This window comes from Paenibacillus sp. J14 (assembly GCF_000518465.1).
Lineage (GTDB): Bacteria > Bacillota > Bacilli > Paenibacillales > Paenibacillaceae > Fontibacillus > Fontibacillus barengoltzii.
Genome location: NZ_JADQ01000023.1, coordinates 1 through 20,596 on the forward strand (window position 1 = coordinate 1; position 20,596 = coordinate 20,596).

The 20,596-nt window shown below is 54.1% G+C and carries 17 protein-coding genes, 1 pseudogene and 1 riboswitch; of the genes and pseudogenes, 10 read left to right on the plus strand and 8 right to left on the minus strand.

From position 1 onward, the window contains the following. Positions 1–161, plus strand: a pseudogene (locus M891_RS23725) (IS200/IS605 family transposase); the annotation flags it as partial. A 158-nt stretch (positions 162–319) separates the two neighbouring features. On the opposite strand, the gene M891_RS0110745 reads toward M891_RS23725, so the two are convergent. The 4 genes from M891_RS0110745 to namA (M891_RS0110760) form a co-directional block, all read right to left on the minus strand. Then, positions 320–1,156: a 1,4-dihydroxy-6-naphthoate synthase gene (locus tag M891_RS0110745; protein ID WP_028538823.1), complete on the minus strand. Its 837-nt coding sequence runs from the start codon at positions 1,154–1,156 to the stop codon at positions 320–322. After that, positions 1,153–1,833 carry a futalosine hydrolase gene (locus tag M891_RS0110750; protein WP_036700089.1) on the minus strand — a complete coding sequence of 227 codons (681 nt, stop codon included), beginning with the start codon at positions 1,831–1,833 and terminating at the stop codon, positions 1,153–1,155. Before M891_RS0110750 ends, M891_RS0110745 begins: the two co-directional genes overlap by 4 nt. A gap of 183 nt (positions 1,834–2,016) precedes the next feature. Further along, on the minus strand, positions 2,017–3,027 hold the full coding sequence (gene namA / locus M891_RS0110755) for an NADPH dehydrogenase NamA (RefSeq protein ID WP_028538825.1): 1,011 nt from the start codon (positions 3,025–3,027) through the stop codon (positions 2,017–2,019). A 231-nt stretch (positions 3,028–3,258) separates the two neighbouring features. Further along, positions 3,259–4,269, minus strand: coding sequence for an NADPH dehydrogenase NamA (gene namA / locus M891_RS0110760; protein ID WP_016312271.1), 1,011 nt, complete (start codon positions 4,267–4,269; stop codon positions 3,259–3,261). Positions 4,270–4,447: 178 nt separating this feature from the next. Then, positions 4,448–4,556: riboswitch (guanidine-I (ykkC/yxkD leader) on the plus strand. A gap of 57 nt (positions 4,557–4,613) precedes the next feature. On the opposite strand from namA (M891_RS0110760), the gene M891_RS0110765 reads away from it, so the two are divergent. From M891_RS0110765 to M891_RS0110775, 3 genes are all read left to right on the plus strand, one after another. Next, positions 4,614–4,955 carry a DMT family transporter gene (locus tag M891_RS0110765; RefSeq protein WP_016312270.1) on the plus strand — a complete coding sequence of 114 codons (342 nt, stop codon included), beginning with the start codon at positions 4,614–4,616 and terminating at the stop codon, positions 4,953–4,955. Positions 4,956–4,958: 3 nt separating this feature from the next. Then, on the plus strand, positions 4,959–5,276 hold the full coding sequence (locus M891_RS0110770) for a DMT family transporter (protein ID WP_028538826.1): 318 nt from the start codon (positions 4,959–4,961) through the stop codon (positions 5,274–5,276). 102 nt (positions 5,277–5,378) lie between these two features. Then, positions 5,379–5,975: a nitroreductase family protein gene (locus M891_RS0110775; RefSeq protein ID WP_028538827.1), complete on the plus strand. Its 597-nt coding sequence runs from the start codon at positions 5,379–5,381 to the stop codon at positions 5,973–5,975. 49 nt (positions 5,976–6,024) lie between these two features. On the opposite strand, the gene M891_RS0110780 is transcribed toward M891_RS0110775, so the two are convergent. Next, positions 6,025–7,851, minus strand: a complete 1,827-nt coding sequence (locus M891_RS0110780; protein ID WP_232228327.1) for an ABC transporter substrate-binding protein — start codon at positions 7,849–7,851, stop codon at positions 6,025–6,027. A 140-nt stretch (positions 7,852–7,991) separates the two neighbouring features. On the opposite strand from M891_RS0110780, the gene M891_RS0110785 reads away from it, so the two are divergent. Beyond that, positions 7,992–8,174 carry a hypothetical protein gene (locus tag M891_RS0110785; protein WP_028538829.1) on the plus strand — a complete coding sequence of 61 codons (183 nt, stop codon included), beginning with the start codon at positions 7,992–7,994 and terminating at the stop codon, positions 8,172–8,174. Between the two features lie 53 nt (positions 8,175–8,227). Here M891_RS0110785 and M891_RS0110790 read toward each other — a convergent pair whose 3' ends face one another. From M891_RS0110790 to M891_RS0110800, 3 genes are all read right to left on the minus strand, one after another. Continuing rightward, on the minus strand, positions 8,228–9,220 hold the full coding sequence (locus M891_RS0110790; RefSeq protein WP_028538830.1) for an electron transfer flavoprotein subunit alpha/FixB family protein: 993 nt from the start codon (positions 9,218–9,220) through the stop codon (positions 8,228–8,230). A gap of 19 nt (positions 9,221–9,239) precedes the next feature. Further along, a complete protein-coding gene (locus M891_RS0110795) occupies positions 9,240–10,007 on the minus strand; it encodes an electron transfer flavoprotein subunit beta/FixA family protein (protein WP_028538831.1) in 768 nt (255 codons plus the stop codon). Positions 10,008–10,279: 272 nt separating this feature from the next. Beyond that, entirely contained in the window at positions 10,280–10,864 is a 585-nt protein-coding gene (locus M891_RS0110800) for a TetR/AcrR family transcriptional regulator (protein ID WP_028538832.1), read from the minus strand. A 329-nt stretch (positions 10,865–11,193) separates the two neighbouring features. On the opposite strand from M891_RS0110800, the gene M891_RS0110805 reads away from it, so the two are divergent. Genes M891_RS0110805 through M891_RS0110825 form a run of 5 tightly spaced genes read left to right on the plus strand, consistent with a single transcriptional unit; the run spans position 11,194 to position 20,542 of the window. Further along, complete coding sequence (locus M891_RS0110805) at positions 11,194–13,371, plus strand: (Fe-S)-binding protein (protein WP_028538833.1); 2,178 nt, start codon at positions 11,194–11,196, stop codon at positions 13,369–13,371. 37 nt (positions 13,372–13,408) lie between these two features. Beyond that, positions 13,409–15,805, plus strand: coding sequence for a 3-hydroxyacyl-CoA dehydrogenase/enoyl-CoA hydratase family protein (locus M891_RS0110810; protein WP_028538834.1), 2,397 nt, complete (start codon positions 13,409–13,411; stop codon positions 15,803–15,805). A gap of 22 nt (positions 15,806–15,827) precedes the next feature. Further along, positions 15,828–17,009, plus strand: coding sequence for an acetyl-CoA C-acyltransferase (locus M891_RS0110815; protein WP_016312260.1), 1,182 nt, complete (start codon positions 15,828–15,830; stop codon positions 17,007–17,009). Between the two features lie 27 nt (positions 17,010–17,036). After that, a complete protein-coding gene (locus tag M891_RS0110820) occupies positions 17,037–18,821 on the plus strand; it encodes an acyl-CoA dehydrogenase family protein (protein ID WP_028538835.1) in 1,785 nt (594 codons plus the stop codon). A 26-nt stretch (positions 18,822–18,847) separates the two neighbouring features. Beyond that, positions 18,848–20,542, plus strand: a complete 1,695-nt coding sequence (locus M891_RS0110825; protein WP_028538836.1) for a long-chain-fatty-acid--CoA ligase — start codon at positions 18,848–18,850, stop codon at positions 20,540–20,542. Positions 20,543–20,596 lie beyond the last annotated feature (54 nt).

The window sequence follows — 20,596 nt, forward strand, 5'->3', positions numbered from 1 at the left end:
AATTTTGGGCGGAGGGATACTACGTAAGCACAGTGGGCTTGAATGAGGCCACTGTCGCAAAGTATATCCGCGAGCAGGAAGCACATGACCAGGCAATCGATAAACTGAGCGTCAAAGAGTATGAAGATCCATTTAGCAGAAACGGTAGCAAGAAAAAGTAAACCAGTTTAACTGGTAAGTGAAAGTGACAAAAACACTGAGCCTGAACAATTTTATTGTCAGGCTAGCGTCTTTAGGCGCAGTTTGGCAACAAGGGGTTATACCCCAAGAGCAAACCACCCGTTGGACGGGTGGTTATGATTAGATCGATTGATATGGCTCACCAGCTGGGATTCAGCTTGGCTGGATCGATTTTGGGCACCAAGCCTTCGGCCGCCGCGCGGTCCAGCAAACCGTGGATGGCCGCATAGCCGTCCTCGCCTAAATCGGCAGTATATTGGTTCACATACAGTCCGATATGCGCTTTCTGCACCTCGGGCGACATTTCCTGCGCATGGCTCATCACATAGTCCGCCGAAGCGTCCGGATGCGCCCAAGCATATTCCACGGATTCCCGTGTCCAGCGGGCTATCGAGGCTAGATCCAGCGACCGGCGAGCGATGATGGCGCCGAGGGGGATTGGCAAGCCCGTGTCAGATTCCCACCAGTTGCCCAGGTCTTGAAGCAGATGGAGTCCATAATTTTGATAAGTAAAACGCGCCTCATGAATCACCAAGCCTGCATCCAGTTCGCCGCGTTGAACGGCCGGCATGATCTCGTCAAACGGCATGACGACGATCTCGCCGACACCGCCGGGCACATGCTTTGCTGCCCAGAGCCGAAACAGCAGGTAAGCGGTGGAACGTTCGCTTGGCACCGCTACGCGGCGGCCCGACAGGTCGGAAGCCGAGGATGCCTTCGCCGTTAATACAAGCGGTCCGCAGCCTCGGCCCAGCGCTCCGCCGCACGGGAGCAGTGCGTATTCGTCCAGCACCCAAGGGAGCGCGGCATAGGAAATTTTCAGCACCTCAGGTCCGGTGCCGGAAGCCGCCCAACCGTTCGTAATATCAATATCCGCATAGGAGACATCCAGCTCCGGAGCGCCCGGGATTAAGCCGTGAACCCACGCGTGGAACACAAAAGTATCGTTAGGACAAGGCGAAAAAGCGATTTTCATGATTGCAACACCTCCGGTAGTTTAGCGCAAGCTTGCTCTAAAGCTTGCAAAGCATCGCCGATTTTCCAAAGTTCCCGTTGCCTTGGACCTACAGCGTTCGAGACGGCGCGCAGTTCCAGCACGGGAACGCCGAACTGGCGGGCGGCTTCAGCCACGCCAAAGCCTTCCATCGCTTCGGCGCCGGCGCCGGGATAACGCTTGGCAAGCCGTTGTGCCGTTTCCGCCGTCCCGGTGACGGTGGATAACGTCAGGATCGGGCCGTGGTGGACCGGCAGCCCGGCCTCCCGCAGCGCCGCTGCCCAGCGAGCCGCCAGCTCGTCCGCTACGGCGATCCGCGGCGAGCCGAAGCCCAGCTCGTCCACGCCGGCGAAGCCGTCAGGCGTCTCCGCGCCAAGGTCGGCGGCGATGATTTCGCTCGCCACGACCAGCGAGCCCACGCCGGCGACCTCGGCGAATCCGCCGCCAATGCCGGCGCTGAGGACGAGGCTGTACGGGCCGTCGGCAGTTTGGCCAGCACGTGCCAGCGCGGTAGCTGTCGAAGCAGCCGCTGATGCCGGACCAACACCAGCCAGCTGCACATCAGCGCCTTCATAGCCATCGAGTCCGCGCAGGACGGCTTGCTGTTCGGCATCCACCGCCGTCATGATCAGAATTTTGGAATGTGAACGATTTAGCATCGATAAGAACAACTCCTTAGTCCGTGGACAAATTCACTCTTCAAATTATAAAACGCTGCTGCAGGAAAACCAAGTCAGGTTATTCGTCATCACCAAACCCCGCGCCAAGTGTGAAGAGCACTGACCTAAGCAAAAAACCCGCCTTCGCTAATCGCGAAAACGGGTCTGCAACACATGTCCGTTTTAGGCTCTTTGGTATTGAACCGGGCGCTCTAAGGTTGTGTTCAGAGCTTTAGCAGCATCATATGCCCAATATGGGTGGCGCAGCAGTTCGCGGCCTAAGAACACCAGATCAGCTCGCCCGTTGCAAAGTACTTCTTCGGCATGGGAGGGATCGGTGATCATGCCAACTGCACCGGTGGCGATATCCGCTTGGTTGCGGATTTGATCTGCCAGGTTCACTTGATATCCTGGGTACGCGTGAATTTGTGCTGGAACCAATCCACCGGAGGTGCAATCAATCAGATCCACGCCATGCGCTTTCATTCGGCGGGAATAGTCGATATATTGTTCCAGCGAATTGCCTTGCGGATCGTATTCATTCGCCGAGATCCGGACGAACAGCGGACCGGACCAAACCGAATTGATCGCCTCGATCACTTCGCTTAGTAGCCGGTAACGGTTATCCGCGTTTCCGCCGTATTCATCTTCCCGATGGTTGGTTACCGGCGATAGGAATTCGTTCAGCAAAAAACCATGGGCCCCCTGGATCTCAATGACGTCGAAACCAGCTTCCTTCGCGCGGCGTGCTCCTTCGCGGAAGCCTTCCACAACTCTCCGAATATCCTCAGCATCAGCGGCTTTTGGCGTTTTTTGGCCGGGAAATGGAATCGCCGACGGAGCGATGATCGTTTCCTCAAGATCTGCTTTTCGTCCGGCGTGGGCAAGTTGAATCCCGATTTTAGCACCGTTTTGATGCACAAGGTCAACTAGCTCCTTCAAACCGGAGACATGCTCATCGCTCCAGATGCCCAGATCCCGATATGTTATCCGTCCTTCAGGTAGGACGGCCGTAGCTTCCACAATGATCAATCCAACGCCTCCAACGGCGCGGGATGTGTAGTGAACTCGGTGCCAATCCTCGACTTTTCCGTCTTGATTGTGGGAAGAATATTGGCACATAGGGGTCATGACGATCCGGTTTTTAAGCGTAACCTGTTTGATCGTATAAGGGGAAAACAGGGTGGCACTCATCTAGATCACTCCTTCTCTTTCTTTTAGTAAGTTAATGATAAAAAATAAGTCAATAACAATAATAGTCAATCAGACGATAACTTGCAAGTACGCCTTAAAAATGAACTCATCCCGATGTTGAAGTGAGATCCTCTCCACTCTATTTGGTGTAACCGGAGCGATGATTCCTGCCCGAATGGAAAAAGACCCGTCTTCGCCAATCGCGAAAACGGGCCTGCAGCACGGGTCGTATTAAGCTCTTTGGTATTGAACCGGACGATCTAGCGTTATATTTAAGGCTTTAGCCGCCTCGTACGCCCAATAAGGGTTGCGCAGCAATTCACGGCCTAACAGCACCAGATCTGCCCGGCCGTTACCGAGAATTTCCTCCGCATGGGAGGGCTCCGTGATCAAGCCAACCGCACCCGTGGCCACCTCAGCTTGACGGCGGATTTGTTCCGCCAGGTTCACTTGATAGCCCGGAAACGCTTGAATTTGTGCCGGGACCAATCCGCCAGAGCTGCAATCAATCAAATCCACGCCCTGCGCTTTCATTCGGCGGGCATAATCGATATATTGTTCCAGCGAATTACCTTGCGGATCGTATTCATTCGCCGAGACCCGAACAAACAGCGGACCGGACCAAACCGAATTGACCGCCTCGATCACTTCGCCCAGCAACCGGTAACGGTTATCGGCGTTTCCGCCGTACTCATCTTCCCGATGGTTGGTCACCGGCGAAAGGAATTCATTCAGCAAATACCCATGGGCTGCATGGATCTCAATCACGTCAAAACCGGCTTCCTTCGCGCGACGTGCCCCATCTCGGAAGCCTTCTACAATCCTGCGAATATCCCCGGATTCAGCAGCTTTTGGCGTTTTTTTGTCTGGAAACGGAATCGCCGACGGAGCAATGATCGTTTCCTCAAGCTCCGCTTTCCGCCCAGCATGGGCGAGCTGAATCCCGATTTTCGCACCATTGCGGTGCACTAGATCAACCAGCTCCTTTAACCCGGATACATGTTCATCGCTCCAGATGCCAAGATCTCGATACGAAATCCGTCCTTCCGGCAGAACGGCTGTCGCTTCAATAATGATCAAGCCAACGCCGCCGACGGCACGGGATGCGTAGTGAACTCGGTGCCAATCCTGGATTTTTCCGTCCTGATCGTGGGCAGAATATTGGCACATGGGAGCCATGACGATCCGGTTTTTGAACGTAACCTGTTTGATCGTATATGGGCTAAATAGTTGGGCGTTCATCTCGACCACTCCTCCTTTTGGATTGGGGGTTAATAGAATAAACCTATGTCATTTCCATGTTAGACAATCGGATTATAACTTACAAGTACGTACTAAATTGTTCTATAGTATAGTTTTTGATACTGTTATCCGATCCATACTTCTTGACCCTGAAGCAGGAATCGGTTAAGATAGCTAACGAATTGTTCCCTAGGGTTCCGCGGCGGATCTGCCGACCGGACTGGTCCAAGAGGGAACGCGCGGCGCTTCATAGGCCGTGGACACGGAGGGACAAAAGCCCGGGAGATATCGCAAGGTGATATCTTTCGGGTTTTATTTTTTGTATAAAGGAGAGGGGCATACGCATGAAACGCGATTGGGGCTTGGTCGGCGTTGCTGGCTTATTTGAGATCGGTTGGGTCATCGGCCTGAAGCATGCCGGGGATGCGCTCAGCTGGGTAGGGACGGCAATCTGTATCGGGATGAGCATGTATTTGTTGATCTTATCCGGACGACGGCTTCCGATTGGCACGGTCTATGCCGTATTTACGGGGATCGGTACGGCAGGGACGGTGATTGCGGAGATGGCGTTGTTTGGGGAACCGTTTCGTTGGGCCAAGCTGCTGCTCATTTTGCTGTTAATGGTTGGTGTCATCGGCTTGAAGCTGGTGACCGATGGGGAGAAGCAGACGGAAGGAGGAGCGTAAGCGATGGATTGGATTCTGCTGGTGCTCGCTGGATTTGGCGAGGTGCTGGGCGTGATTGGGATCAACAAAATCAACACCCGTAAGAGCCTAGGGGCGTATGTCTGGATGGCCGGCGGTTTTTTGCTTAGCTTCCTGTTTCTGACCTTGGCGATGCGAACCATTTCCATGGGGACGGCCTATGCGGTATGGACAGGTATCGGTACGGCGGGAAGTGCTATCGCGGGGATGCTGCTTTATGGTGAATCTCGCGAGTGGCGGCGATTGCTGTTTATTGCCTTTATTTTAGGGGCTGCAATGGGGTTAAAGCTCATCAGTGAGTAGGTGGAACTAGCTTCAGGATCGGTTGGATTGATGTCGATTGGGATATATTAAGGAAGGTTCCATTGACATCAATCCAGGCAGAAACGGAGTGAAACTGAACGAATGGGCGATTTTTGGCACGCCGTCAAAAAGAGACGAAGCATTTATGCCATCGGGAAGGACATTCCCATTACTGAAGAGCGGGTAAAGGAGATTGTAAGCAACGCGGTGCTCTACACGCCATCTTCATTTAACTCGCAAAGTGCTAGAGTGGTTGTATTGTTTAATGCGCAGCACGAGAAGCTCTGGGACATTACCAAGGCAACATTGCGCAAAATAGTTCCGGCGGACAACTTTGGCCCAACGGAAGAGAAGATGGCTTCCTTCCGGAGCGGCCGCGGTACCGTATTGTTCTTTGAGGACCAGACGGTGATTGAAGGGCTGCAAAAGCAATTTGCCTTATACGCTGAGAACTTCCCGGTGTGGTCAGAGCAATCCAACGGCATGCTGCAATATGTTGTTTGGACAGCCTTGTCGGATGAAGGCGTCGGCGCGTCGCTCCAGCATTACAATCCTTTAATCGATGAGGAAGTGCGGAAGGAATGGGGCGTACCGGAAAGCTGGAGGCTGATTGCACAAATGCCGTTTGGCAAGATCGAGGCTCCGGCAGGCGACAAAGAGTTTGCGCCGATTGACAACCGAATGAAGGTGTTCAATTAATCCAAAAAAGCGTTTGGCTCAAAGGCCAGACGCTTTTTTCTTAGGCAATTCATCCCGCTGAGGAAGCAGAGGTCAACCAGATGTCTTTAAAGTCCATCCAGCCAAGATTGTTGATCGCAACACCGCGAATGGAAGGGTGGACATACGTGTTCAACATGCTGTGCACTAGAAAAGTGACCTGCGCTTCATCTTGCAGGCGATATTCGATTTGCTGCAGCAACACCCGCCGTTTCTCAGGACTTCTGGACGCAAACACTTCATCCACCATGCTGAACACCCAACGGCTTAATTCCGGCGGCATATGCAAACGGATGTAGCTGTCTTCCTGCAAGAAGCTTTCCAACTCGCACACTTCATCCTCAGCGAAGACGAGGCATAAGAGGACGGCATCGGCTTCAAGGGCAGCCGTTCTTGCCATATCGCCTTTTTCATATTTCACAATCTCAACCGGAATTCCGATCGTTTCGCATTGGGCTTGAATCCATTCAGCTTCTTCTCGATCGAGATGATGGGCTGCCAGGCGGATCGGCACACCATTATAACCGTGCGCCTCCAGCAGCTGTCTTGCGGCGGCCGGATCGTGCCGATGAACCCCCAGGATGGTGTCTTCGGTGGGTTGGAAGCTACGTGCCGGATAACCGGATTTGCCCGTAGCTTGGATCAGCCCGGGGCGGTCAATCGCCAGGTTAATCGCCTGCCGAAACGCCAGCGATTGTTGCGGCCCCAGTCGGTTGCGATTCCAAGAAATTAGGCTGCAGCCCCGTCTTAAGGTCTGGATTCGATTCCAATCGTCCCCGGCTTTGGTGGGAACCCGTGAATCGTTGACGATTAGCTGCTCCCATCTCAACTTGGAGGAATTCGGAATATCGTCGGGCAGAAAGACCAGGGTGACGCCGTCCAAATAAGGCCGCCCGAGAAAATATCCCGCATGGACCTCAAGCTCCATCCGGTTCAAGCTCCAATGCGTGAGTCGGAACGGGCCGGTACCGCTTGGAAACTGCCAAAACGCCGTCTCGTCCTTACCGAGTAAATCGGCAGGTAGTATCGAAGCGCACGAGGAGCAAAACAGGCGAGGGAGCAGCCAGTTCGGTTGGTGCAGCCGAAACAGAACCGTTCGCGTATCCAAGGCTTCGATCTGATCAATGCTGGATACCAGCCAGCGGTTGGTTGAGACTTCCCTCAGCCGAGAAAAGGTGAAAACGACGTCCTCGGCGGTGAGCTCTTTTCCATGATGAAAACGCACGCCTTTGCGCAAATGGAACGTCCATACCGTCCCAGTCTCATCATGATCCCAGTGATGGGCGATCATGCCGGTCACTTGACCGATCGTCTGGTCGTATTGCACCAGCCGATCGAAGATTTGCCGAACGAGGTGGGAATCCAAGTCGTAAATCAGCTTGGCCGGATCCAGCGTAAACGGAGCTTTATATACCGGCAGTCGAAAGATGTCACGGCAGCTTTGGCCTGCGGCGAGCTGTCGTTCCGCGCCGAACTGGTCATTTAGCCACTGAATAAACCGCTCTCGCGCATGGATATCGCCTTCGTGCTGATGAAGGAATTCGAAGGCCAAGCGGTATTCCCCTTTTTCCGCCAGCCTTTGGGCCAGATCGATCAAGAAATTTTCCCGATTCACCCGAAACACGAGACGGGAGCGGTGCCCGCGACCTCGACCCGGCGACCAGTCGATTAGACCTTCCTCCTGCAGCTTACGAATGACCAGCTTAGCGTTCCGCTCCGTACAGTGAAACAACTTCGTTAAATCCTCCAGCGCGACCTCAACTTCGCGAGGCTCTGCCGAATCGCCGATTCCCTCCGCATAATGATTCAGCAACGCTAAATAACGTTCTGCGGTTAACACGACCATACACACCTCCATACCCCCCCGTCCTCCTTGCAAACGGCAAAAGGGGAAATGACTTTGAAATAGTATACTCTTTTTCTTCCTGCTTTTGAAGAAGATAATGGAAATAACAAAAGGGTCGGTCATGGCCACCCTGGAAGCAAGGAGGTTATCCCATGAATTATCAAGATTTTTATGTAAGAGAGCGGGAGATTAAAGAGTTCCATCAGTCGTTGAGAAGACCGGGCACCCCTAACGGCTTGGAGGGGATGACCCTGCCCAAGCGACCGGTCAAGAAGCGGAAACAAGCGAGCGGCATGGGGAAGGTGCTGCGGTCGATCTTGAATATGTTTTATTGATCACAACCTGACAAGGAAAATGCCTGCATCATGAGATGCAGGCATTTGGTTTATCAAGAGGTCCGTTCAGCGAGAACTTCTTTGAATTGCTCGGTTAGCAGTGGAACGATTTCGAATAGATCGCCGACGATGCCATAGTCAGCTACCTTGAAAATCGGTGCTTCCGGGTCTTTGTTAATGGCAATGATCACTCGCGACTGGCTCATGCCAGCCAGATGCTGAATTGCACCGCTGATCCCGCAGGCGATGTAAATCTCTGGTGTGACGACCTTCCCCGTTTGGCCGATTTGCAGCGCATAGTCGCAGTAGCCGGCATCACATGCGCCGCGTGAAGCACCGACAGCGCCGCCGAGGGTGTCTGCGAGTTCCTCCAGCACTTTAAAGCCGTCGGCGCTTTTCACGCCGCGTCCTCCGGATACGACGATCTTCGCTTCGGTGAGATCGACCTTGCCGGATACCTTGCGCACCACATCCTTGAGGATCGTGTGCAGCGTTGCAGGCGCAGTAAACTCCAGCGGTACGAGCGTCCCTGGGGCAGCGGCAGGGGCTGCAGGGGAGAAGTTGTTGGGCCGAATGGTCACGATACCCGTGCCGTCTGTCAGTTCTTTTTGCTCGAAGGCTTTCCCGGCATAAAGGGGACGCGTGAACACGGCCCTATCGCCGTCCTTGGTGAGAGAGGTCACATCAGAAATTTGCCCGCAATTTAGCTGGGCTGCCAATTGAGGTGCGAGATCGCGGCCGATGGCGGTATGACCAAGCAGGATCAGTCTCGGTTCTTCCGGCAGTACAGCTAGGGCTTGCAGCACTGCTTCAAAGGCCAACTCCGGCTGATAGGCATGGAGTTCGGCATGATCCAGGATGAGCACTTGGCCCTCCACATGGCGGCTCAGCTCGGCAGCAGCATCATCCAGCTGATGACCCAGCAGTACCGCTGTAAGACGGTCGCTTTCGCCACGCAGCGTGTTTGCAACGTGAAGCGCTTCCAAAGAGACTTGACGAAGTTTACCATCCTTCGTTTCGACGATCACCACGTACGTTTTGCTCATGTTTAACGCCTCCTTCGGGTTAAATGACTTTTGCTTCAGAGCGCAGTAGTCGCACGAGTTCCGCTGCCTGTTCGGCAGGCGAACCGGCAAGCAGTTTGCCAGCTTGGCGGGCCGGCGGCAGGGTGAGGCCAAGCCGTTGGGTTTTAGGGGTGATGTCGGTTTCGTTGAGTCTAAGATCAGAAAGGGTCAGTTCACGGAACGGTTTCTTCTTCGCTTTCATAATTCCGGGGAGCGATGGATAGCGTGGTTCGTTTAAGCCTTGCTGGGCCGTGAGTACTGCGGGTAATGCAACTTCCAGCGTTTCTGCGTCACCTTCCGCATCCCGTACGACAGTTGCCCGATCTCCGCTTACGGTCAACTCCGTAATCGATGAGACGTGGGGGAGTGAGAGCAGCTTGGCAAGCCGCACAGCGACTTGACCGGCGCCGTTATCGACGGAGAAGTTGCCGCCCAAAATGAGGTCATAGCTTAGCGTTTGCAAATAGGCGGCGAGCAGGCGGGAGATGCCATATTCATCCGTATCGATCGTCTCTGTGACGATCCGTACCGCTTCATCCGCGCCCATCGCCAGCGCGGTGCGCAGTGCTTCGGCCGCTCTTTCCGGGCCTGCCGACACGACTGTCACCGTACCGCCGTGGGCTTCTTTCAGACGCAGCGCTTCCTCAACCGCATATTCGTCGTAAGGGTTAATGACGAACTTAACGCCGTCCTCAACAATCTTTCCGTCGGTGAGGACGATTTTTTCCTCCGTATCGAAGGTTTGTTTCAGGATGACAACGACATGCATGCGGGCCAACTCCTTTCAAATTCAAGAATGTTTCCCCTCAAGTACATGCTAACGCTTGCCAGCGCACTTATTGGGTTGTTATGAAGTGAGTTTCAATTCTAACGCTGACCCGTAACGTTATTGGCATGATTTTGGGGGATTTGCCTCAAAAACGAGCAAATCAGCTTCGTGTCAAGCGTTATATGTTGCAGATGTTAATTTTGCTGCGAATAAGGTTGATCACAAGCGTTAGAGCAGATTGGATAGGTGGGGTATTGCTCAAAAATAACGGCTCACTTCTTAAGTGCACGCAGGAAAAAGTCCACCGTGTTCTCCACCTGAGCGGATAGGGAGTACTTCATGCCAGAGATCAGCCAAGAGGTTACGACTTCGTCCAAGGCTCCAAAGATCAGCTGACGGGATAGCTTGGTGTCCAGGTTGTCGCGGAACGAACCTTCCTCGATCCCTCTCTTCAAGATATGCTCGATCAGCGTGATATAGGGCTTCACCGCCAGACCGATCGCTTTGCGCAGTTCGAGGGAGCTTTGTCGCAGCTCGATTTGGGTCACGTACGCAAAATTTACGTTCTGCTCCAGATGAGTGAAGTGAATTTCACACACCTTACGCAACGCTTCTTCGGCTGTGCTCGTCTCGGCGATGTTCTGATGGAACAGCTCAACCAGCTTGCCCAGTCGATCCTGGAAGAGGGAGATCAGGATATCTTCTTTATTTTTGAAATATAGATAAATTGTGCCGTCCGCGACTCCAGCTTCTTTGGCGATTTTAGAGACTTGGGAGCCGTGGAACCCGTTCTCTGCAATGACTTTTTCCGCTGCATCCAAGATCATTTCAAATTTTTCCTGTTTCCTACTTGTCATCGAGCCACCTCAATGCTAAAATTTAAAACAACTGAATGAACCGTCATTCATTTTCTTAATCTTAGGGGAAAAACTTACCGGTTGTCAAGGGACGTTCCTTAAGATTTTTCATTTCACTCCATGTTGTAACCGTTTACCCCTGTTCACTTGTACGAGAGCCATCTTCCATCGTGTCAGGAACACATCGCAATACTGAAGCACACGAACCTCAGCATTTCAATAATCTCTCTTCATGTACGTAGCAACTTTTCCCGCACACATTGACGCACTTGAACCACCAGCGATCTCTTTTTCTCATAAGAAAATATTCGAAGGAGGGACGCCTTCTCATGGTTACGTTCTGGCTTACGCTAAACGCTCTGCTGTTTGCCGCCGTTACGGGATACGCCATTTATGTGTTCTATCAGGCCGTGTTCCGTCGTTACCTTTACCTGCGGCTAGGCCGACCCACCAACTTCCGTGCTAGGCGAGGGGGAGACCAGGGGGAATTCTGGTCACAGGTATTTGGGCAAAAGAAGCTGCTCAAGGATCGAAAAAGCGGTTTGATGCACATCGTTGTGTTTTACGGATTTATCGTGTTGCAATTTGGAGCGATTGATCTGATCGTCAAAGGGTTATCGCGCGGCGGGCATCTGCCACTACCGGCTTACGAGCTGTTCGGCTGGTTCCAGGAGTTTACCGCACTGGCTATCCTCATTGCGATGGGGTACGCCGCCTATCGCCGTTATATTGAAAAGCTGCCGCGACTCAAAAAGGGTTGGAAACCCGGAATCGTTGTAATTTTCATCTATGCGTTGATGGTATCCGTTCTGCTGTCATTAGGGTTCGAACGTGTATGGATGGGGCTGGAGTTTTCATGGTACGCCCCGGTCTCGTCAGCCATTGCTGCAGTATTCACTTGGTTGCCTGAAGCTGTTGCAGAAGCTGTATTTTACGTATTCTGGTGGCTGCACTTATTGATCTTGCTTTCTTTTCTCGTATACATCCCTCAATCGAAGCACTTCCATCTCATCACTGCACCTATTAACATCTGGCTGCGCCGCCGGGAACCGCATGGCAAGCTGCAGAGCCTGGATCTTGAAGACGAAGAAGCCGAAAGCTTCGGAGTGGGCTGCATCGAGGATTTCACGCAAAAGCAAATGCTCGACTTCTACGCCTGCGTGGAATGCGGGCGCTGTACCAGCGTCTGCCCGGCGGCGAGCACCGGTAAAACGTTGTCGCCGATGCATCTGATCACGAAGCTGCGCGATCATCTCACCGAGAAGGGCGCCGCCGTTACGGGCAAATCGCCGTGGGTACCGGCGAATGTATTTGGCTCGGACGGCGTCCATGCGGTGGCGGCAGGCGTGGCATCTGCCGCACCGGACTGGGGGCGCGCCTCGGGCATCACCGACATTCGCCCGACGCTGGACTGGCAGAAGGCGGCTTGGCAGCCAGCCGCTCAAGGTAAAGCAGTCACCGAGCTTGAGCTGATTGGGGATGTCATGACCGAAGATGAAATTTGGGCCTGCACGACCTGCCGGAACTGCGAGGATCAATGCCCAGTGGGGAATGAGCATGTTGACAAAATCGTGGACCTGCGCCGTCACCTGGTCCTCATGCAAGGCAGCGTACCTGCAGAAGGCCAACGGGCGATGCAAAACATCGAGCGCCAAGGCAATCCTTGGGGCATCAGCCGCAGCGACCGCGCAGCCTGGACGGGCGAGCTGGAGGGCATCCCTGTGCCAACAGTGAAGGATAATCCGTCATTTGAGTATCTGTATTTCGTCGGCTCGATGGGTTCTTATGATCTGCGCAGCCGTAAAGTGACGCGGGCGTTTGTCCGGCTGCTCCACGAAGCGGGCGTTAACTTCGCCATTCTTGGCAACGAGGAACGCAACTCCGGAGATACGCCGCGCCGAATGGGCAATGAGTTCTTGTTCCAACAACTGTGCCATGAAAACATTGCAACGTTCCAACGGTACGGCGTACGTAAAATCGTTACGGCTTGCCCGCATACCTTTAATACATTGAAAAACGAATATCCCGAATTTGGCTTGGAGGGAGTGGAAGTGCTGCACCATACACAGTTGCTGGAGCAGTTGATCCGCGAAGGACGATTAAAGCCGACTCACCAGGTCAACGAACGAGTGACTTATCACGATTCCTGTTATCTTGGGCGGTATAACGGGGTTTATGATGCGCCGCGTGAGGTGCTGCGGGCCGTGCCCGGGGTGGAGCTGGTGGAGATGAACCGGTCCCGAGAGAACGGGATGTGCTGCGGAGCAGGCGGCGGGCTGATGTGGATGGAGGAAACCGACGGCAAACGAATTAACTTGGCCCGCACGGAGCAGGCATTGGAGGTGGGTCCGAGCATGATCAGCAGCGCTTGTCCGTATTGCCTGACGATGCTGGAAGACGGCACCAAGCTTAAGGAAGTGGAAAGCCAGGTGAAGGCGCGGGACATTGCTGAGATTTTAGCGTTATCTGTGTTTGGTGAACAGGCGGCGGATCCGGTCCCCGCATGATCTCAATGAATTTTGAAGGACCTAGGAGGTAGATCAAATGAACAAACCGATCCGAAAAGCAGCCGTTATCGGCTCCGGTATCATGGGCTCCGGCATCGCTGCCCAACTGGCGAATGCGGGCATCTCCTGCCTGTTGCTTGACATTGTTCCGCAGCGATTGAGCGACGAGGAGATGGCCGCAGGGTTGACGCTTGACCATCCGTCCGTACGCAATCGCTTAGCAATGTCGGCGATCGCCGGCCTCTCCAAGACAAAACCCGCACCGTTATATGACAACGCTTTCGCGGAGCGAATCACGCCGGGCAATTTGGAGGATCATCTGCACCAGATTGCGGATGTGGATTGGGTGATCGAGGTCGTAGTCGAAAACCTCGCCATTAAGCAGCAACTGCTCGCTCAGGTCGAGCGCCATTGGAAGCCGGGGATCATCGTCAGCTCCAATACGTCGGGGATCTCGATCAACGCGATGGTTGAAGGACGGTCCGAGGAATTCCGCAAGTCTTTTCTTGGAACCCATTTCTTTAATCCGCCGCGTTATATGAAGCTGCTGGAGATCATTCCGGGTCAGACGACCGATCCGGAGTTGGTTCAAAGCTTAAGCCGTTTCTGCGAGCAGAAGCTGGGCAAAACGGTCGTGCTGGCCAAAGATACACCGAACTTTATCGCTAACCGCATCGGCACATATGGCCTGCTCGTGACGCTGCGCGAGATGGCCGAGAAGGGGTACACCGTTGAAGAGGTGGACGCCGTGACGGGACCTGCCATGGGCCGTCCGAAAAGCGCCACCTTCCGCACCTTGGATCTGGTCGGCTTGGACACCTTCCTGCATGTGGCCGACAACGTGTATGCGAACGTCTCGGACGAAGCGGAGAAACAGGTGTTTGCTGCTCCAGCTTCCCTGAAGGATATGGTATCGCGGGGCTGGCTCGGTGAGAAGAGCGGGCAAGGCTTTTACCGCAAAATCAAAGGGGGGAAGGGCAGCGAAATTCTGTCCTTGAACTTGCAGACGATGGAGTACGCACCGCAGCGCAAGGTGAACTCCGCTTCATTGGAGGCTGCCAAGCTGGCGAAAGGGGCAGCTGCCAAAACGAAGGCGCTGCTTGGGACGCAAGACCGCTACTCGCAGCTCGCCTGGGATGTGCTGAAACAAGTGCTGATCTATTCCGCCGCCAAACTGGGGGAAATAGCGGATAACATCCGTGATATCGACGAAGCGATGAAATGGGGCTTTAACTGGGAGTTGGGCCCGTTTGAAACATGGGATGCCATCGGCTTAGTGCGTACCGTTGAGAAGATGGAGGCGGAAGGGCTGACGGTACCGGCCTGGGTGAAGGACTGGATCGCACAGGGCAACACTTCGTTCTACAAAAAAGAAGGGGGCTCCCTCTTCCAAGCCGCCGCCCGAGGTTACGCACCGGTCAAGCTGCCGCCGGAACAGATCTCGCTTCGCGACTTGAAGGCGCAGAATCGAGTGGTGCGCAGCAACAGCGGCGCCAGCCTGATCGATCTTGGCGACGGCGTGGCATGCTTGGAGTTCCATTCGCCGAACAACGCGATTGGGGCAGATATTTTACAGATGATCTCGCAGAGCATGGATGAGGTGCGGGCTAACTTTGAAGGGCTGGTCATTGCAAACCAGGGACGTAACTTCTGCGTTGGCGCCAACCTGATGCTGCTGCTGATGGAAGCGCAGGACGAGGAATGGGACGAAATCGATGACATTATTCGTCTATTCCAGAACACGATGTACCGGCTGAAACGGTTTGAAAAGCCGGTGATAGCGGCGCCGCACCGCATGACACTGGGCGGCGGCGTGGAGGCATGTATGCCGGCAGATCAGGTTATCGCCGCTGCTGAAACGTATTACGGGCTCGTTGAAGTGGGCGTCGGCCTGATTCCGGCGGGCGGCGGCTGTAAGGAGCTGGCGCTACGGGCCAGCCAACAGGCGATGTTGGCAGAGGCTGATTTACAGCCCTACATCAACCATTACTTCCAAACGGTGGGGACTGCCACAGTGTCCAGCAGCGGTCATGACGCCAAACGGCTTGGGCTCATGAAATCTACCGACCGGGTGGTGCTAAATCCCGACCATTTGATTTACGAAGCGAAGCAGGCCGTATTAAAGCTGGCGGGAAGCGGATATGAGCCCATTCCCGAGACGAAGTTCCGCGTTGTCGGCTCCGAAGGCAAAGCGGTACTGCAGCTAGGCGCGCTTGGCATGTACGAGGGCGGTTATATCAGCGATCACGATCTGCTGATCGCCAACAAACTCGCCCATGTGCTTGCTGGAGGCGACGTGCCCGCCGGAACGCTGGTAACCGAGCAATATATGCTTGACCTAGAGCGCGAGGCATTCCTGAGCTTATGCGGTGAACCAAAGACGCAGCAGCGCATGCAGCACATGCTGAGCAAAGGCAAACCGCTGCGGAACTAAACGAGGGGGAGGATGAAATTAGATGAAGGAAGCTGTGATTGTATCCATGGCCCGGACGGCGGTGGGCAGAGCCAAGAAAGGCAGCCTGGTCCAAACCCGCGCCGATGACTTAGGTAAAATCGTGCTGGAAGCCGCCATTGAGCGCGCACCTGGTCTGAACAAAGAAGATGTCGAGGACATCATCATCGGCTGTGCCATGCCGGAGGGGGAGCAGGGACTTAATTTTGCGCGGATCATGGCGCTCTACGCCGGGTTCCCGGTCACGGTGCCTGCCATCACCATCAATCGCTTTTGCTCTTCGGGTTTGCAGGCGATAGCCTTTGCTGCGGAGCGGATTATGCTAGGTCAGGCTGACGTGCTGATCGCCGGCGGCGTGGAAAGCATGAGCCATGTGCCTATGACCGGGTTCAAGGTGTCGCCCAACCCGCGGATCGTTGCGGAAATGCCGGAGGTCTACATCGCGATGGGGCATACGGCGGAACGCGTCGCCGAACGCTTTGGCATCTCCCGGGAAGATCAAGATCGGTTCGCTTATGTATCCCATCAGAAAGCTGCTCAAGCGATCGCCGAAGGCAAGTTCAAGGAGGAGATCGTCCCGTTTGAGGCAGAGCTGCGCAGCTTGGATGAGCGTGGGAAGGTCAAAGTGAAGCGTTTTGTCTTCGACACCGACGAAAGCGTCCGCAGCGACACGACCCTTGAAGCTTTAGCGAAGCTGAAACCCAGCTTCAAGCAAGGTGGAACCGTGACGGCAGGGAACTCCTCGCCGATGAACGACGGGGCAGCCGCAGTCGTCGTCATGAGCCGGGAGAAGGCAGATGCGTTAGGGCTTCAACCGTTGGCAACGTTCCGTTCGTTTGCGGTAGCGGGCGTGGAGCCGGAATTGATGGGCGTAGGACCCGTCAAGGCGATTCCGAAGGCGCTGGCAGCTGCAGGGATCACGCTGGACGATGTGGATCTGTTTGAAATCAACGAAGCGTTCGCCTCGCAATGCGTCCACGTGATACGCGAGCTGGGTCTGGATGAGAACAAAGTGAACGTCAATGGCGGCGCCATTGCTCTCGGACATCCGCTCGGCTGCACCGGGACGAAGTTGTCGATATCCCTGATTCATGAACTGCGCCGTCGTGGCGGCAGATATGGGGTCGTGTCGATGTGTATTGGCGGCGGTATGGGCGCGGCCGGCGTTTTTGAAGTTCACCCTTGAATCTATTTGAATGAAGGAGAGGATCGCATGAGTAACGAAACGAAGGAAAAAATCGTAGGCGGCAGCTTTGTCATTACCGATGTCGATTACCGTCAGGTGGTGACCCCGGAGGATTTCAGCGAGGAGCATCGCATGATCGGCGAGACGACGGAGGAATTCGTTCGCACGGAAATTCTTCCGCGGGACGAAGAGATTGAGCATTTGAATTATGAGCTGACCGCCAACCTGCTGCGGAAAGCGGGAGAAGTCGGTCTGCTCGGCGCAGACGTGCCGGAGGCATACGGCGGCATGGGGCTAGACAAAGTCAGCACCACGTTAATCAGCGAAAAACTGACGAAAGCCTCCTCATTTGCCCTCTCCGCCGGAGCCCATGTCGGCATCGGGACACTGCCTATCGTGTTCTTCGGAACCGATGCCCAGAAGCGCAAATACTTGCCGAAGCTGGCGACAGGGGAGCTGCTTGCGGCGTATTGCTTAACTGAACCCTCCTCGGGCTCCGATGCGCTGGGGGCTAAGACAACTGCGGTGCTGTCGGAGGACGGGACGCATTATGTGCTCAACGGAACCAAACAGTTTATTACAAACGCGGGTTTTGCGGATATTTTCATTGTATACGCCAAGGTGAACGGCACTGACTTCAGTACGTTTATCGTTGAACGGAGCATGGAAGGGGTAAGTATCGGTCCGGAGGAGAAGAAGATGGGTATTAAAGGCTCCTCCACGTGCCCGTTGATCCTGGAAAACGTGAAAGTGCCGGTCGAAAACCTGCTGTGGGAAGTAGGCAAAGGCCACTTGATCGCCTTCAACATTCTGAATATCGGACGCTTCAAATTGGCGGCAGGATGTCTCGGTTCCTCCAAGGATGCGATTGAATATGCGGCGAAATATGCTAATGAACGTACCCAATTCGGGCAAAAGATATCGTCCTTCCCGCTCATCGGCAAAAAGCTGGCGGAGATGAATACGCGGACGTTCGTGCTGGAAAGCATGGTCTATCGCACAGCGGGCTTGTTTGACGTCGGATTAGCAGATGTCGATTACAGCAGTGCAGATGTGGGCTACCAATCGGCGAAGCAAATCGCGGAATATCAACTGGAATGCTCCATCAACAAGGTGTTTGGCTCGGAGGTGCTCGATTTCGTCGCGGACGAAGGCGTGCAAATTCATGGCGGCTACGGGTTTACCCAGGAATATCGAATCGAGCGGATCTACCGCGATTCGCGGATCAACCGGATATTTGAAGGCACTAATGAAATCAACCGCCTCCTGATTCCCGGCGCGCTGGTCAAACGCGCAATGAAGGGGGAACTTCCTCTGCTCCAGGCGGCGCAAAAGCTGCAGGCAGAACTGATGGAGCCGATCCCCAGCCGCACTTTTGAAAGCACGTTGGAAGAGGAAGCTTATCTGCTGACCATGGCCAAAAAGATCTTCCTGATGGCGGGCGCCCAAGCGGTGCAAAAATATCAGCTCAAACTGGAGCGGGAGCAGGAAGTGCTCAGCCATTTAGCGGATATGATGATCGCCATCTATGCGATGGAAAGCGCGCTGCTTCGTACGAAGAAGCGCATTGCACAAGCGGGTGAAGACAAGGCCGCGCTGTATATCGCCATGACAACGGTGTTTATGCAAGAAGAATTTGGCAAGATCGAAGCCTTGGCGAAGGAAACGTTAAGTTATATGGAGACAGGGGATATGCTGCGCACACAACTCTCCATCCTGAAAAAATTGACAAAGCGCTCGGCTGTGAATACGCTGTCATTAAAACGGCAAATTGCCGCCGAAGTGATTCGGGCGGAGAAATACGTACTGTAAAATTGCGAGGTTGGGAGGCAAGGCGTATGTCGAGTAAACCTTGGCTGAAGTTCTACCCTGCTGAAGTACCACCGACCTATGATTATCCGAAGCAAAATCTCGCCCACTTTTTAGAAGTTACGGCTGCTCGTTACCCCGAAGTTACGGCTCTGGAGTTTATGGGAAAAAAGATGAATTACCGCACTCTGCTGCAACAGTCGTACCAATTTGCGAATGCCCTGCGAAAGCTGGGCATTCGCAAGGGGGACCGAGTAGCCATCATGCTGCCGAATTGCCCGCAGACGGTGATCGCCTATTACGGAACACTGCTCATGGGCGGGATCGCCGTCATGACGAATCCGCTTTATATGCCTAGGGAGCTGGAGCATCAGCTCACGGATGCAGGCGCACGCGTGATCGTGACGTTAGATCCGCTCGTGGAGCGGGTAAGAACAGCGACCAAGTTACATCCCATGGAATATATCATTGCAACCTCGATTAAGGACTATTTACCTTTCCCCAAAAATTTACTGTATCCGATCAAAGCCAAAAAAGACGGCATGCTGGTTCATTTAAACTACAATGATCGCTTAATCGCTTTTCCAACCTTTCTTGCCAGCGGCAGCCCCGAACCCTGCCATGTGGAAGTGGATCCCGAGCAGGATTTAGCGTTATTGCAATACACCGGCGGGACCACGGGCTTTGCCAAAGGGGTCATGCTGACGCACATGAATCTGGTGGCCAATACGATTCAAAACCAGCTTTGGTTCTACCGGGCTAGGCCGGCAAAGGAGAAGTATTTGGCGGCTCTCCCCTTTTTTCATGTGTTTGGTATGACGGTGCTGTTAAATCAATCTGTTTCTTTAGGTGGAACTCTGCTGCTGATGCCTCGTTTTGAAATTAATCAGGTGCTGCAGACGATCCATCTCAAGAAACCATCGGTATTTCCTGGCGCACCCACGATGTATGTTGCAATCATTAATCATAAGGACGTTGGCGGGTATGATTTATCCTCGATTAATGTCTGCGTCAGCGGTGCGGCTCCGTTGCCGCTTGAGGTCCAAACCCGGTTTGAGGAAATCACCGGCGGCAAGCTGATCGAGGGCTATGGATTAACCGAAGCCTCCCCGGTCACGCATGCCAACAACATCTGGGGGATGCGGAAAACCGGATCAATCGGCATCCCATTTCCCGATACTGATGCGATGATCGTGCAGCCCGATACGCTCGAGGAGGTGCCGGTTGGTGAAGTCGGCGAGCTGGCCGTACGGGGCCCTCAAGTGATGCGGGGATACTGGAACCGCCCGGAAGAAACGTACAAGACGCTGCGTGACGGGTGGCTGCTCACCGGAGATTTGGGGCGGATGGATGAAGACGGATTCTTCTACATTTTAGATCGGCGCAAAGATTTGATCATTGCCGGAGGATATAACATTTATCCGCGGGAGGTCGAAGAGGTGTTGTTCGAGCATCCGGACGTGGAAGAGGCAATTGTGGCCGGTATCTTCGACCGATATCGCGGCGAGACGGTCAAAGCTTATATCGTTCTGAAAGAAGGGGCAGTACCGGACGAGGAGGGCATCAAACGCTGGTGCAAGGAGAAGCTCGCTGCTTATAAGGTGCCGAAGGTTTACGAATTTCGGGATAGTCTTCCGAAAACGTTGGCCGGTAAAGTGCTGCGCCGCAAGCTCGTGGAAGAAGAAGCGGAGCGTCAGAATCCGGCTCAAGCGAAAGAGAAGTAACCGTTGGTGTGCTTAAATCCAAGGCAGAATCCGGGCCTTTAGGCAGCGAACGGG

What these genes read in the sequence shown, in the direction of transcription:
- M891_RS0110770 (WP_028538826.1), top strand. Translation starts at nt 4,959, where the DNA reads ATGGATTGGATTCTGCTGGTGCTCGCTGGATTTGGCGAGGTGCTGGGC.
- M891_RS0110795 (WP_028538831.1), bottom strand. Translation starts at nt 10,007, where the DNA reads ATGCATGTCGTTGTCATCCTGAAACAAACCTTCGATACGGAGGAAAAA.
- M891_RS0110790 (WP_028538830.1), bottom strand. Translation starts at nt 9,220, where the DNA reads ATGAGCAAAACGTACGTGGTGATCGTCGAAACGAAGGATGGTAAACTT.
- M891_RS0110780 (WP_232228327.1), bottom strand. Translation starts at nt 7,851, where the DNA reads ATGGAGGTGTGTATGGTCGTGTTAACCGCAGAACGTTATTTAGCGTTG.
- M891_RS0110825 (WP_028538836.1), top strand. Translation starts at nt 18,848, where the DNA reads ATGTCGAGTAAACCTTGGCTGAAGTTCTACCCTGCTGAAGTACCACCG.
- M891_RS0110815 (WP_016312260.1), top strand. Translation starts at nt 15,828, where the DNA reads ATGAAGGAAGCTGTGATTGTATCCATGGCCCGGACGGCGGTGGGCAGA.
- M891_RS0110820 (WP_028538835.1), top strand. Translation starts at nt 17,037, where the DNA reads ATGAGTAACGAAACGAAGGAAAAAATCGTAGGCGGCAGCTTTGTCATT.
- M891_RS0110765 (WP_016312270.1), top strand. Translation starts at nt 4,614, where the DNA reads ATGAAACGCGATTGGGGCTTGGTCGGCGTTGCTGGCTTATTTGAGATC.
- M891_RS0110805 (WP_028538833.1), top strand. Translation starts at nt 11,194, where the DNA reads ATGGTTACGTTCTGGCTTACGCTAAACGCTCTGCTGTTTGCCGCCGTT.
- M891_RS0110785 (WP_028538829.1), top strand. Translation starts at nt 7,992, where the DNA reads ATGAATTATCAAGATTTTTATGTAAGAGAGCGGGAGATTAAAGAGTTC.
- M891_RS0110745 (WP_028538823.1), bottom strand. Translation starts at nt 1,156, where the DNA reads ATGAAAATCGCTTTTTCGCCTTGTCCTAACGATACTTTTGTGTTCCAC.
- namA (WP_016312271.1), bottom strand. Translation starts at nt 4,269, where the DNA reads ATGAACGCCCAACTATTTAGCCCATATACGATCAAACAGGTTACGTTC.
- M891_RS0110750 (WP_036700089.1), bottom strand. Translation starts at nt 1,833, where the DNA reads ATGCTAAATCGTTCACATTCCAAAATTCTGATCATGACGGCGGTGGAT.
- M891_RS0110800 (WP_028538832.1), bottom strand. Translation starts at nt 10,864, where the DNA reads ATGACAAGTAGGAAACAGGAAAAATTTGAAATGATCTTGGATGCAGCG.
- namA (WP_028538825.1), bottom strand. Translation starts at nt 3,027, where the DNA reads ATGAGTGCCACCCTGTTTTCCCCTTATACGATCAAACAGGTTACGCTT.
- M891_RS0110810 (WP_028538834.1), top strand. Translation starts at nt 13,409, where the DNA reads ATGAACAAACCGATCCGAAAAGCAGCCGTTATCGGCTCCGGTATCATG.
- M891_RS0110775 (WP_028538827.1), top strand. Translation starts at nt 5,379, where the DNA reads ATGGGCGATTTTTGGCACGCCGTCAAAAAGAGACGAAGCATTTATGCC.